This window comes from Pseudomonas sp. ACM7, from assembly GCF_004136015.1.
GTDB classification, from domain to species: Bacteria; Pseudomonadota; Gammaproteobacteria; order Pseudomonadales; family Pseudomonadaceae; genus Aquipseudomonas; species Aquipseudomonas frigoris.
Genome location: NZ_CP024866.1, coordinates 95230 through 108649 on the forward strand (window position 1 = coordinate 95230; position 13420 = coordinate 108649).

10 protein-coding genes are annotated in these 13420 nt (G+C 60.2%); 8 read left to right on the top strand and 2 right to left on the bottom strand.

Annotated features, from left to right (window positions below; translation table 11 throughout):
• The first annotated feature begins 30 nt into the window (after positions 1-30).
• The 8 genes from CUN63_RS00455 (at position 31) to CUN63_RS00490 (ending at position 9712) form a co-directional block, all read left to right on the top strand.
• Positions 31-816, top strand: coding sequence for an enoyl-CoA hydratase/isomerase family protein (locus CUN63_RS00455; RefSeq protein WP_129436713.1), 786 nt, complete (start codon positions 31-33; stop codon positions 814-816).
• 33 nt (positions 817-849) lie between these two features.
• The gene (locus CUN63_RS00460) at positions 850-2097 is read left to right on the top strand and encodes a thiolase family protein (protein ID WP_129436714.1); all 1248 of its coding nucleotides are present in this window, start codon (positions 850-852) and stop codon (positions 2095-2097) included.
• A 10-nt stretch (positions 2098-2107) separates the two neighbouring features.
• Positions 2108-3265, top strand: a complete 1158-nt coding sequence (locus CUN63_RS00465) for an acyl-CoA dehydrogenase family protein (RefSeq protein WP_129436715.1) — start codon at positions 2108-2110, stop codon at positions 3263-3265.
• 71 nt (positions 3266-3336) lie between these two features.
• Positions 3337-4113, top strand: a complete 777-nt coding sequence (locus CUN63_RS00470) for an SDR family NAD(P)-dependent oxidoreductase (RefSeq protein ID WP_129436716.1) — start codon at positions 3337-3339, stop codon at positions 4111-4113.
• 42 nt (positions 4114-4155) lie between these two features.
• Complete coding sequence (locus CUN63_RS00475; protein ID WP_129436717.1) at positions 4156-5742, top strand: class I adenylate-forming enzyme family protein; 1587 nt, start codon at positions 4156-4158, stop codon at positions 5740-5742.
• Between the two features lie 292 nt (positions 5743-6034).
• A complete protein-coding gene (locus CUN63_RS00480; protein WP_129436718.1) occupies positions 6035-7651 on the top strand; it encodes an arylsulfatase in 1617 nt (538 codons plus the stop codon).
• A gap of 69 nt (positions 7652-7720) precedes the next feature.
• Positions 7721-8989, top strand: a complete 1269-nt coding sequence (locus CUN63_RS00485) for an OmpP1/FadL family transporter (RefSeq protein ID WP_129436719.1) — start codon at positions 7721-7723, stop codon at positions 8987-8989.
• Positions 8990-9037: 48 nt separating this feature from the next.
• Positions 9038-9712 carry a DUF3313 domain-containing protein gene (locus tag CUN63_RS00490; RefSeq protein WP_129436720.1) on the top strand — a complete coding sequence of 225 codons (675 nt, stop codon included), beginning with the start codon at positions 9038-9040 and terminating at the stop codon, positions 9710-9712.
• Between the two features lie 118 nt (positions 9713-9830).
• On the opposite strand, the gene ligD is transcribed toward CUN63_RS00490, so the two are convergent.
• Both ligD and CUN63_RS00500 read right to left on the bottom strand, forming a co-directional pair.
• Positions 9831-12422: a DNA ligase D gene (ligD, locus tag CUN63_RS00495; RefSeq protein WP_129436721.1), complete on the bottom strand. Its 2592-nt coding sequence runs from the start codon at positions 12420-12422 to the stop codon at positions 9831-9833.
• A complete protein-coding gene (locus CUN63_RS00500; RefSeq protein ID WP_129436722.1) occupies positions 12419-13414 on the bottom strand; it encodes a class I SAM-dependent methyltransferase in 996 nt (331 codons plus the stop codon). The genes ligD and CUN63_RS00500 overlap by 4 nt, the downstream gene beginning before the upstream one ends.
• Positions 13415-13420 lie beyond the last annotated feature (6 nt).

Consider the following 13420-nt stretch of genomic DNA (forward strand, 5'->3'; position numbering starts at 1 on the left):
AACAGAGCGCTAACAATAAGGGGAGTTGTCATGAGTGAAGATGTCTTGCTGTACGAAATCGTCGGCCCGGTGGCGCGCCTGACGCTCAATCGGCCAAGGGCCATGAACGCGCTGAACCTGGCAACACTCGCCGAGCTCGAACGCTGCCTCAACGACATTGCACTGAACGATGAATTGCGAGCGGTGATCCTCACCGGCAACGGCCCGGCCTTCTGCGCCGGTGCCGACCTGAAGGAAGTCCTGGCCGGTGCCACGCTGCCTGCGGGCGAAGCCGACTTTCTCGACCGTGCCAATCAGGTCTTCGGTCAGTTGCGCAACTTTCCCAAACCGGTGATCGCCGCGCTCAACGGCGTGACCATGGCCGGCGGCCTGGAACTGGCCATGTGCGCCGACATCGTGGTGGCGGCGCAAACCGCGACCCTCGCCGACGCTCACGCCAACTTCGGCGTTTACCCCGGCGCTGGTGGCGCGGCGGTGCTGCCACGGTTGATCCCGCTGAATATGGCAATGTACTTGCTGATGACCGGCAAATCCCTCTCGGCCACCGAAATGAAAGTCTACGGTCTGGTGTGTGAAGTCCACGCCGACGCCGAACTCGCCGACGCCGCCCTGGCGCTGGCCAATCAGATCGCGAAAAAGAGCCCGATCGCCCTGCGCCGCATGAAAGAAGTGGCCCGCGCCTCCGCCGACAAGTCCCGCGACGACGCCTTGCAGCACGAGCAAGTGATGTTGCGCCAGCACCTGCGCACCGCCGATTTCCAGGAAGGGCTGCAGGCCTTTGGCGAAAAACGCGCACCGAACTTCAAGGGCCGCTAGGCCGCCACGTCCCCGCCATCTCAGGAACAGACAATGAACGATATCTACGTAGTGGGCGTCGGCATGACGCCGTTTGGTCGCTTGCTGGACCGCAGCGTCTACGACATGGTCGACGAAGCCGTGGGCCTGGCATTGAAAGATGCCGGCGCCACCACCGCTGACGTCGGCTCGGTGTACTACAGCACCATGACCAATGGCATGTTGCAGGGCCAGACCGGTATTCCGGGTCCGATCGCCATGCGTCGCATCGGCATCGAAGGTGTGCCGGTGTTTTCGGTAGAGAACGCCTGCGCGTCCGGTTCCTCGGCGTTCAACCTCGCCACGCTGGCCTTGCGTGCCGGTCAGTGCGACATCGCCCTGGCGGTCGGCGCCGAGAAGATGAATATCCCGGACAAAGCCAAGATGTTTGCCGTGTTCGACGGCGGCTGGGACGTCTCCACCGTCGAGCAGAACAAGCACACCCTGCTGGCCATGGGCGAAGGCATCGTGCCGCCGCCGGGCACCGTGTCCGAACGCCCTTACAGCGTGTTCATGGATGTGTATGCCGCCATTTGCCGTAATCACATGCTGCGTTACGGCACCACCCAACGGCAGATCGCCGCAGTGGCCGCAAAGAACCACCAGCACTCGGTGCACAACCCTTTGGCCCAGTTCCAACAAGCGTTCAGCATTGATGAAGTGTTGGCCTCGCCGCCGATCTGCTACCCGCTGACGACCCTCATGTGTTCGCCGATCAGCGACGGCGCCGCCGCCGTGTTGCTGTGCAACGCCGACGGTCTCAAGCGTTTGAAAAACGCCGGTGACCGCGCCGTTCGCGTACTTGCCAGCGTGGTGCAGACCGGCACCAACCGTGGCCTGGATGAGCCGGAAAAAATCGTCGCTCACCTCGCCGCGAAAAAAGCCTACGCCCAGGCCGGTATCAATCCATCCGACGTCGACGTCGCGGAAGTCCACGACGCCTCGGCCATCGGCGAAATCCTCAACGCCGAATCGCTGATACTGGTGCCCTTCGGCGAAGGTGGCCCGGCGGCCGAACGCGGTGACTTCACCGTCGGCGGGCGCCTGCCGATCAACCCGTCCGGCGGCCTCGAATCCAAGGGCCACCCGATCGGCGCCACCGGTCTGGGCCAAATCCATGAACTGGTCACGCAACTGCGCGGCGAAGCCGGCAAGCGCCAGGTCGAAGGCGCGCGCATTGCCATTCAGGAAAACGGTGGTGGCCTGTTCGGCATCGAAGAAGCCGTGGTCGCCGTCAACATTCTCGCCAACAAAAATATTTAAGGAGAACCCCATGGGACACGTCATGCGCACCCCGGAACAACTCGAAGCCGTCGAGAGTTTCCGTCGCTTCCTGGCCGACAAGATCGACCCGGTGTTCAACAAGGAATACCGCGACAAGTTCATGCCCAAAGAGAAAATGGCCGAGATGATGCGCCAGCTCGTAGAGTTCGGCATGGTCTCGGGCGCGGTCAGTGAAGCCAATGGCGGTTTGGGCCTGGACTGGCCGACCATGACCATGTTGTTCGAAGAAGTCGCCGCCTGCTCGGTGGACCTGTCGACGCCGGTGGTCATCAACTCCTTCGGCGCACAGATGCTGGAAAAACTCGCCCCGGATCATCTGCGCGAGCGTTACCTGCCGGGCCTGATCAGCGGCGATTCGTTCGTCAGCGTCGCCATCTCGGAACCGGACGTCGGCTCCAACGTACTGGAAATCAAGACCCGCGCCCGTCGCGACGGTGATGACTTCATCATCACAGGTGAGAAGACCTGGATCAGCAACGGTTCCTACTCCGACTTCCTGATCTGCACCTGCCGTACCGGCGATGACCCACGCAAAGGTTTGACTCACTTCCTGCTGGACCGCAAAGAGCATCCGTACGAAGTCCAGAACATCCACAAAATGGCCTGGAACAGCCAGTCCACCGCGCAGATTTTCCTCAACGACGTGCGTGTTCCGGCCAGCAACATCATCGGCAACGAAGGCGAAGCGCTGAAAAACACCCTGTCGTTCTTCGAGCGCTCGCGGGTGTTTGTCGCCGCTCAAGGCCTGGGTATCGGCCGTCGCGCGCTGGAAGAAGCCGTGCGTTACGCCAAGGAGCGCAAACAGCACGGCAAGCTGATCGGCGGCCACCAATTGATCAGCGCCATGCTGGCGGAGATGGCAACTAACGTTGATGCCGCGCGCCTGCTGACCTACCGCGCCGCCGAGATGATCGGTGCCGGCATCCCGGCAGAAATGGAAGCGGCCATGGCCAAATACTTTGCCTGCGAAGCCGCGGTGACCATCGCGCGTCAGGCCGTGCAGATCCACGGCGGCGCCGGTGTGACCACCGACTTCCTGGTCGAGAAACTGGCCCGTGAAGCGATCATCGTGCCGATTCCGGAAGGCACCACGCAGATCCAGCAACTGATCATTGGCCGCGCCCTGACTGGGGTCAACGCGTTCTGATCAACGTCAGTTCCACACCTAACAATAACAACCCGGCTCCTGCGAGCCGGGCAGCGAACAGGGACACATTCATGCGTATTCAAGACAAAGTCATCGTAATCACCGGCGGCGCCTCGGGCCTGGGTCTGGCTACCGCGCATTACATGGCGGGCGAGAAAGCCGCCCGCGTGGCGATCTTCGACCTGAACATCGAAGCCGGGGAAAAAGCCGTCGCCGAGATCGGCGCCGACCGCGCGATGTTCGTGCAGACCGACGTCAGCGATGAAGCCTCGGTGCAGAACGCAGTCGATACCGTCATCGCCAGATTCGGCGCGATTCATGTGTGCATCAACGGCGCGGCCGTGCCGACCGGTTTCAAAGTGTTGGGCAAGGAAGGCAAGGCGGCGCCGCTGTCGCGTTTCGCTCAAGCCACGGCGATCAACCTCAATGGCGTGTTCAACGTCATGTCCAAGTGCGCCGAGCACATGGCCAACAACGAAGCCGAAGCCGGCGAAGAGCGCGGTGTGGTGATCAACGTGTCGTCCGGTGCCGCGTATGAAGGGCAAGTGGGTCAGTGTGCTTATGCGGCTACCAAGGCTGGCGTGATCGGCATGAACATGCCGGCCGCACGTGAACTGGGTGCGATTGGGGTTCGGGTCAACGCCATCGCGCCCGGCCTGTTCCTGACCACCATGGTGGCCGGCCTCGACGAGAAAATCCTCAATTCCCTGAAAGAACAGATGGAAGCGCCCAAGCGCTTGGGTGACATGCGCGAGTTCGCCCATTGCTGTGCCTTCCTGATCGAGAACGCCTACGTCAATGGCGAGACCATCCGCCTCGACGCCGCCTCGCGCATGCGTGCCCGGTAAACGCCTCGATCTATTGCGCCAGTCATACAGGGCCAACACTCCATGAAAATGAATTTCAGCCGAATCACGCGCATGCTGGCGCTGCGTCATCGCGACCAAGAGGCGATCGTCAACGTCGAGCGCAACCGACGTTACACCTATGAGCAATACCATCTGCTGACCAACCGCGTGGCCGATGTTCTGCGCAGCGTGCTGCAGGTTCGCGCAGGCGAACGCTTCATGCTGATCCTGGAAAACGACAACCTCAGCCTGATGATGTTTCCCAGCACTTTCAAGCAGGAAGGCACGGTGGTCATGACCAACCTGCGCGACCCGCTAGAGGAGCACGCGCGGCAGATCGATCTGGTCCAGCCACGGGTGGTATTTCTCGAAACCCGTTTGCTCGACAGCTACTACGGCATGCTGCGCAGCCGCGGTTGCGAGATCGTCGTGATGGACCCGCCCACCGCCGAGCAATCCACCCTCCCCGGCGTGCACAGTTTCTGGCCGATGGTGGAAGCCGCCTCCGACCTGGACAACGACGTAGCCCTCGATACCGACCAGCACATCTGCATGTTGCGCTTCACCGGTGGCACTACCGGCAAGGGCAAGTGCGCGATGTACTCCATCGATAACTGGATGGCCTGCCGTGACGCGGCGTTCATCAACACCGATCTGGGATTGTCCAGCGCGACACGGCTGCTGCATGTGTCGCCGCTATCCCACGGCACGCTAATGCTGTTCTTTCCCACGGTTTACGGCGGTGGCACCAACATCACGCTGAACCAGTTGGACATGGAATGCTGGCGGCAGATTGTCGAAGGTGAGCGCGTTAGCCATTCGTTCCTGGTGCCCACCGTGCTGTACCGCTTGCTGGAGTTGCAACGGGCCGACCCGAAAGACTTTTCGTCCCTGACCACACTGATCTACGGCGCGGCACCGATGAGTCCGGACAAGCTTGGCGAACTGGTGGCCTGCTTCGGGCAGATTTTTGTCCAGGGTTACGCCGCTACCGAGTCGCCAATGATCATCGCATCGCTCGACAAGGCCGCGCACCAGCCCGGTGATGCCGCTGCGCTGCAACACTTGTCGTCGGCGGGCCGCCCGACCCCAGGCGTCGAAGTGTTTATTGCCGACCTCGATGGCAACCCGCTGCCGGTTGGCGAAACCGGCGAAATCCGCATTCGCTGCAAAGCGATCATCAAGGGCTACTACGAAAACCCGGAAGCGACGGCGGCGGAATTCGACGATGGCGCATGGAAGTCCGGCGACCTGGGTTACATCGACGGCGACGGTTACCTGTACATCGTTGATCGGCTCAAGGACATGATCATCAGCGGCGGTTTCAACGTCTATGCGGTGGAAGTCGAGGCCGCGCTGGCAGCGCACCCATCGGTGCTGATGGCGGCGGTGGTCGGTATTCCGCATCCGGAATGGGGCGAAGCGGTGCATGCCGAAGTGATCCTGCGTCAGGGGGAAGCGGTCACTTCTGAAGAATTGATCGCACAGACCCGTACTCGACTGGGCGGCTACAAGGCGCCGAAATCGCTGGTGTTTGTCGATGAACTTCCCACCTCAGCGGTCGGCAAAGTATTGCGCCGACAAGTACGGGAAAAGTACTGGCAGGGTTCGATGCGCAAGATCAGTTGAAGTGCACACGGTCCCTGTAGGAGCTGGCGCAGCCTGCGATCTTTTGATCTTGCTGCGATTCCAAAGGCGCTGAAAGATCGCAGGCTTCGCCAGCTCCTACAGGGGTTCGTCGCAGTGATTGCGATGTCACCGGCCATTTGAACTGTAAAGCCCATGAAACAACGGCTTACAGTCGAGTAACTAATTACTGGATATTTCACAATTCGTACCTACGCTCTTCGCGGGGGATCCAATTTTTTCGTGGGCGGTTGGGGCGTCTCAGAGTACTAACGCTAGTGCGCAGGAGCTCGACATGCACCGGACAAAGTTATCCTCGGCGTTCGCTGTATCAATACTGTTGGCTGCAATGGTTGGCCCCGGCCTCTCTCAAGCAGCCGACAAAACAGTCCCCAACATTGTTGTCATCATGGGCGACGATATCGGCTGGTCCAACATCGGTGTCTACAACCAGGGCATGATGGCCGGTCGAACACCCAACCTCGACCAGCTCGCCGCTGAAGGTATGCGCTTTACCGACTATTACGCCGAGGCCAGTTGCACTGCCGGGCGGGCCAATTTCATTACCGGCGAACTGCCGATCCGTACCGGGATGACGACTGTCGGGCAGGCCGGTTCTCCCATTGGTATTCCCGCCGAAGCGGTCACCATTGCCACCACACTGAAAGCCATGGGTTATTCCACCGGCCAGTTCGGCAAGAATCACTTGGGCGACCTCAACGAATTCCTGCCCACCGTCCACGGTTTCGACGAGTTCTTCGGTTACCTCTACCACCTGGACGCCATGGAAGATCCGGCGCACCCCAACTATCCGCAGGAACTGCTCGCCACCGTGGGGCCGCGCAACATGGTTCACAGTTGGGCCGCGGCGACTGACGATACGACGGTGATGCCACGTTGGGGCAAGGTCGGCAAACAGAAGATCGAAGACGCCGGCACGCTGTATCCGGAACGGATGAAAACCATCGACGAAGAGATTCGTGACAAGGCATTTGCCTTTGTGGACAAGGCCAAGCAGGACAATAAACCGTTCTTCCTCTGGCTCAACCCCACCCGCATGCACATCGTCACGCACCTCTCCGACAAATATGAGGCCATGCGCAATTCGCAAAATGGCTGGTCAGAACAGGAAGCAGGCATGGCACAGCTCGACGATATCGTCGGCGACGTGATGGCCAAGCTGAAAAAAGACGGCATGGATGACAACACCATCGTGATTTTCACCACTGACAACGGCGCGGAAAACTTCACCTGGCCGGATGGCGGCACCACCCCGTTTGCCATGGGCAAGGGCACAGTGATGGAAGGTGGTTTCCGGGTACCGGCGATCATTCGCTGGCCGGGCAAAGTACCGGTCAATACGGTGGCAAACGGCATCATGTCCGGTATGGACTGGTTCCCGACCCTGGTCGCGGCAGCCGGAAATCCGAACATCACTGCCGAACTGCTCAAGGGCAAACAATTGGGCGATACCACGTACAAGGTGCACCTGGACGGCTACGACCAGACGCCGATGATCTCCGGCAAAGGTCCATCGAACCGGCATGAAATCTTCTACTTTGGCGAGAGTGCGCTCGGTGCGGTACGGATCGATGACTACAAGTACCGCTTCATTGAACAACCGGGTGGCTGGATGGGCGCCAAATTGGCGGTCGATGTACCGATCCTGACCAACCTTCGTCTCGACCCGTTCGAACGTATGGGCTGGCCGGAAAACCAGTCAGCGCAAGGGTCCCAGCAGTACTTCGACTGGTTCAAGTTCCAGTTCTGGCGGTTCGTGTTCGTCCAGCAGCAGGTCGCCAAGCTGGCTGAAACCGCGATTGAATTCCCGCCGATGCAAAAAGGCGCGAGCTTCAACCTCGATTCCGTCAAAGCCAAGATCGCAGCCGCTCGGGCGGAAATGGCCAAGTAAGCAGTCGAGTCAACGGGTGGCCAACGCTGGCCACCCGCGTTCGGGAAGGACATTTGCTGAGGTAACCCAATGCAGATAAAAACATCCGCCCTGCCCGCCTTCACCTTGCTTGCGTTGTGCTGTCAGCAAGCGTGTGCCGGCGGTCTCATGCTCTACGAAATCGGCACCGATAATGCCGGCCTGGCCAACGCCGGTGCCGCCGCCCGTGCTCAAGGGCCCTCGACCATTGCCAGTAACCCGGCGGGCATGAGTTACCTGCCAGGCACGCAAATCACCGGCGGCTTGCAAGTGCTCTACGGCAACCTCAAGTTCAATCGCGACGACGACACCAACGTCCCGGGTAGCGGCAGTGGCAACGCCCTCGACCCCATTCCCGGCGGTAGTTTCTTCATCAGCCATCAACTCGATGACCACTGGAGCGTTGGCTTCGGCCAGTATGCTGACTTCGGGTTGGCGGAGAATTACGACAACGACTGGTCCGGGCGCTATTTCGCGCAGAACGCCAGCCTCGGCGGTTTATCTTTTGTACCCAGCGTGGCTTACCGCTTTAACGAACAATGGTCGGTCGGCGTCGGCGTGAAAGCCATGTACGGCATGCTGCAATCCGACACCGCGATTGACCGCTCGCCGTTCGGCCTTACCGACCGCAGCGACGGCCAGTTCAAGTACAAAGACAAGGATTGGGGTTTTGGCGCGAATGTGGGGGTGATCTACGCTCCGCAAGCCGGCACGCGCATTGGCCTGGCTTACACCAGCAAGGTCGATCTGCAGTTTGAGGACGGGCTAGACGTCAAAGGTAATGGCCCGGCGCTGGATCGATTGAACGGCCTGAACACCCAATTCGACGTAACTGTGCCTCAAACCGTCACCCTGAGCCTGTTCCAGCAACTCGACCGGCAGTGGGCCTTGCTCGCCTCGGTCAATTGGCAGGACTGGTCAGAGTTCGGCGAGGTCGGGGTCCAGGTCGACACCACAGCGGTCAATGCCCGATCGACCACGATTGATGCCAACTACAAAGACACCTGGCAACTGGCGCTCGGCGCGCAATACCAGGCCACGCCACAATTGTTGTGGAACTTCGGAGTGGCTTACGACAGCAGCGCCGTCTCGGACAGTGATCGCACTGTAACTGTGCCAATGGCCGAATCCTGGCGCATTGCGACAGGAGCGACCTATGCTCTGAACAAGGACACCGACGTCAACGTCAGTTGGGCGATGGTCTGGCTCGGTGATATGCCGGTCGACCAGACCAAATCAACGTCCGGCAATCGAATTTCAGGTCAGTTCGACAATGCCTGGATTCAAGCCGTGACCGGAAACATGACCTGGCGATTCTGATGCCCTGCTACTGAAAAAAACGACTTAATCCATGGAGCAAACACCACTATGAACTTGTCCCGAAAACTGTTTATTGGCGCTGCGCTGGCCAGCCTGCTGCTCGGCGGTTGCACCTCGAAAGTCACCGAGCATGAGCAGTATTCCGGCTTCCTGTCCAACTACAACAACTTGCAGCAGGTCACCACCACCAGCGGCGAAACAGCCATGCGCTGGGTGAGCCCGTCCTGGAATCCAGATGCCTATAACACCGTGGTTTTCAATAAGCTGGAGCTCTACCCGGCGCCCAAGCCCACTGAGCGGGTTAACCAGCAAACCCTGGACGAGTTGCAGAACTACATGACCAGTAAGGCCAAAGGTGTGCTGGGTCAGAAATATCGGGTGGTATCGAGCGAAAAATCAGCGCCGAAGGGTTCAAAAACCTTGATCATGCGCGCGGCGATCACCGGGGTGAGTGCCGAAAACGAAGGCATGAAGTGGTATGAAGTGGTGCCGGTTGCCGCCGTCGTGGGGGGTGTTTCCGCTGCCAGTGGCCATCGCGATCAGGACACCACACTGTTTATCGAGGCCGAGTTTATCGACGCCAGCAACAACCAGACCGTGGCCAAAGTGGTGCGCAAAGTCTTTGGCAGCACCCTGTCAAACGCCAGCCAGAAGATCACCACCAAGGATTTCAAAGTGGCGATCGACAAACTGACCAGTGACCTACAAGCATTCATCAAGTAGCCCCCCGTAGGAGCTGCCGCAGGCTGCGATCTTTTGATCTTGATTTTGTCGGTGTAACAACCGCCGCCAAGATCGCAGGCTTCGCCAGCTCCTACACCGATCGTGTTCATCCCAACCGCTATTTTTTCATCCCTACCCGTCGCCGCATCTCGGCGGTGATCGACTGCCGGGTTTTCTTCAAATCCTTCCAGGGTTCATCACCGACCTCGGCCAGGCGTTCATGCACAGTGTGCACGTTCCACTGATTGCCACCCTTGAGCTCGCCCACCTCTTCGCGAAAGATCGGCACCGACACCGGCAGCCCTTCGCGGGTGCGCACGGCGTAGGCGCAGATGGTCGTGGCGCCCAGACCGTTGCGCAGGTAATCGATGAAGATCCGCCCTACCCGGTTCTTCGGGCCCGACACGGCGGAAAAACGCTCCGGCAGCAACTTGGCCATGTGGCTGACGATCGCGTGGCTGAAGTCTTTCACCTCATCCCAACCCAGCTTGCGAGTCAGTGGCACCACCAGGTGAATCCCTTTGCCGCCGCTGGTCTTGAGGAACGCCTTGAGCCCCAGTTCATCGAGTACCGAGAGGGTCAGCTGGGTGGCCTCGACCATGCTTTTCCAGGGCAGTGCCGGGTCCGGGTCGAGGTCGAGGACGAAGCGGTCGGGTTTGTCGAGGTTGTCCGAGGTGGCGTTCCAGGTGTGCAGCTCGACGGTGCTCATTTGCACGGCGCCGATCAGGGCTTCGGCGTTGTTGATGATCATCACCGGTTGGCCGGTGAGTGCCTTGTCCAGGGTGGTGATCCCCGGAATGGCCAGGCGCTCGGCGTTCTTCTGGAAAAACAGTTCGCCGGCGATGCCGTCCGGGGCGCGCACCAACGCCACGGGCCGGTCCTTGAGCTCGGGCAAAATCCATTCGGCGACGCTGGCGTAATACTCCGCCAGTTGCACTTTGGTGGTGCCGCTGCTGGCGTCGATCACCCGGTCCGGGTGCGTGATGCGGACCTTGCCCTCGCCCAGGCCGATTTGTGAGGGCGCGGGCCCGGCTTTCTTTTTGGCAGGGGTGGAAGGTTTTTCGGCAGTGGTTTTTTTCGCGGCTGAAGTCTTCACGGCTTTGGGACGCTCCTCGGTAATGTCTTCGGCAGGTTTGTCGTCACGCAGGCCATGGAACACTGCATGACGGACTGAACCTTCCTTGGTCATTTCGGCAAAAGCGACCTCAGCCAGCAGCGTGGGCTTGAGCCAGTGCACACCCTTGGCATCAAAACCGCTCGGCGGATTGACCACCGAAATCTTTTTGGTTTGCAGCGGTTTCAGCTGCTCGTAGATGCGCTTGAGCGTCGTCTCGTTGAACCCGGTGCCGACTTTGCCCGCGTAACGCAACTCACCGCTGTCGCGGTCATGCAACCCCAGCAGCAGCGCGCCGAAGGCATTGCGCGAGCCTTTCGGGTCGGTGAAGCCGACGACCACAAATTCCTGCCGATGCTTGCACTTGAGCTTGATCCAGTCGCTGCTGCGCCGCGACACGTAAGGCGAACCCAGACGCTTGCCGATCAGCCCTTCCATTTGCATTTGGCAGGCGCTGTTGAGCAAGGCTTCCGGTTCTTCGCTAAAGGCATCGGAGAAGCGCAGCAGCGGGTCTTTGTTGGCGTTGAGCACGGTCGACAGCGCAACCCTTCGCTCCTCGACAGGCACTTCGCGCAGGTCCACGCCGTTGAGGTAAGGCATGTCGAACAGGTAGTAAACGATGTTGCCGCTACGGCCCGAGTCGAAGGCGTTTTGCAAGGCCTGAAAGTCCGGCACGCCCTGCTCGTCGGCGACCACCATTTCCCCGTCGAGCCAGGCCGATTCGAGGCCTAGCGCCGCCAACGCCTCGGCTTGTCTGGGCAGTTTGTGGGTCCAGTCGTGGCCGTTGCGGGTGAACAGTTTGACTTCGTCGTGGTCGATGCGCGCCATGATCCGATAGCCATCGAACTTGATCTCATAGCTCCACTCGCCGCCCGGGGCTTTTTCGACCAGCGTCGCCAGTTCCGGTTTGAGCAGCTCCGGCAATTTGGCTTTGCGGGCGCCTGTCAATGGCGCCGACTTTTCCTTGCGCGCCGGGGCGGCGGTTTTTTTGACCGGTTTGGGTTTGGCAGCGGTCTTCGGCTTTTTGGCAACGATGGTCCGGTCGCTGAGCACGCTGTCGGGCTCGGCGGCGACCACGTCGTAATCGCTTTCGGGTTTGGCCGAGCCGTCCTGATGCTTGATCAAAAACCATTGCTCCTGCTTGCCCGGCATGTGCGTGCGCACCAGGTTCCACAGGCCACCGAGCTTCTCGCCCTTTAGCTCGAATTTGAGCTTGCCCTTGGCGTACGCCTTGGCCGGGTCGTCCTGAGGAATCCACACCCCCCGGTCCCAGACAATCACGTCGCCGGCGCCGTAATGCCCTTCGGGAATGCTACCCTCGAAGGTGGCGTAATCAATCGGATGGTCTTCGACGTGCACCGCCAGGCGCTTGACCTTGGGGTCCAGTGACGGACCTTTGGGCACCGCCCAACTTTTCAGTGCGCCATCGAGCTCCAGGCGAAAGTCGTAATGCAGCCGTGAGGCGTCGTGCTTCTGAATGCAGAACTGTAACGCATGATCTTTCACGGTTTTTTTGCCCGAACGTTTGCCGGCAACCGGTTCAGAGGTCGCCGAGAAATCGCGCATGCGATTGTAATCGTCCAGGCTCCTGGTCATGGCGCACCGACTGATGACGTAACGGTGCCCCCGATGCCCGAACCGATACGCGTGACAATCAGGGCTACGACGGCAATTCGTTCCACCCGCTGATAGCCAGGGGTCAACAGTTCTTCACCGAACACATCGGGGTCGAGTTCGTGGTAGGTCCAGCCGAACATCGGCGATTCCAGACGCGGTGTCACCGCATCCAGAAACGGGTCGACGCCATCGATCATCGCCACCCCGGTGTACAGCACCAAGGAGCCACCGGGGGCCAACCGATACAAGGCTTGCTCGACAATGCGCAACGACAATTGCGCGCCAAGCGCGCCGCCGCCATGCCGGTAAGCACGCTCGGCCGGGTCGGCCATGTAGGGCGGATTGGCGACGATCAGGTCGAAGTGGCCGTCGACGTCTTGCAGCACATCGCTGGCCTCGATGCTGACGTTAGCCAACTCGGCAAGCGCGACGTTGACCGCCGTCATGCGTAACGCCAAAGGGTTGATGTCCACGGCCAGCACTTCGGCCTCACGGCGTGCGCGGGCAATAACAATCGCTCCGACACCAGCGCCGCAACCAATGTCCACGGCGCGCCTGATCGGCGCGAAGCTCTGTTGCAGATGAGCGTGAATCAGTTTTGCAAAACGATAAGTGTCGGGACCGAAGAACACCGCGTCAGCGGCATCAGTGGGGTAACCCGAGTGCACGAACAACAGGTCATCGAGGCTTGACCAGCGCACATGACTTTTCAGTCGACCATTGCATTCCTCGAGGACGCCAGCCTGTTGCAACTGCCGCTGCTCATCCACCGACAACAGACCCGGCTCAAACGGCCGCGACCAGCCGAACACTTCGCGCAGGGTCCGGGCGCTTTGCCCAAAGGAGCGATCATTGACCCGCTGATGGGTTAGCGGCGTTGGCGTGATGAAACGATAACCGTCGGCCTGCAAGCGGCGCCCCAGTTGCAGCAGGGCCAGATCGGCGGCGCTAAGGTGTTCTTCCTGATTCATGAAGGG

Coding starts and splice junctions, on each gene's coding strand:
- CUN63_RS00455 (WP_129436713.1), top strand. CDS start 31: ATGAGTGAAGATGTCTTGCTGTACGAAATCGTCGGCCCGGTGGCGCGC.
- CUN63_RS00460 (WP_129436714.1), top strand. CDS start 850: ATGAACGATATCTACGTAGTGGGCGTCGGCATGACGCCGTTTGGTCGC.
- CUN63_RS00465 (WP_129436715.1), top strand. CDS start 2,108: ATGGGACACGTCATGCGCACCCCGGAACAACTCGAAGCCGTCGAGAGT.
- CUN63_RS00470 (WP_129436716.1), top strand. CDS start 3,337: ATGCGTATTCAAGACAAAGTCATCGTAATCACCGGCGGCGCCTCGGGC.
- CUN63_RS00475 (WP_129436717.1), top strand. CDS start 4,156: ATGAAAATGAATTTCAGCCGAATCACGCGCATGCTGGCGCTGCGTCAT.
- CUN63_RS00480 (WP_129436718.1), top strand. CDS start 6,035: ATGCACCGGACAAAGTTATCCTCGGCGTTCGCTGTATCAATACTGTTG.
- CUN63_RS00485 (WP_129436719.1), top strand. CDS start 7,721: ATGCAGATAAAAACATCCGCCCTGCCCGCCTTCACCTTGCTTGCGTTG.
- CUN63_RS00490 (WP_129436720.1), top strand. CDS start 9,038: ATGAACTTGTCCCGAAAACTGTTTATTGGCGCTGCGCTGGCCAGCCTG.
- ligD (WP_129436721.1), bottom strand. CDS start 12,422: ATGACCAGGAGCCTGGACGATTACAATCGCATGCGCGATTTCTCGGCG.
- CUN63_RS00500 (WP_129436722.1), bottom strand. CDS start 13,414: ATGAATCAGGAAGAACACCTTAGCGCCGCCGATCTGGCCCTGCTGCAA.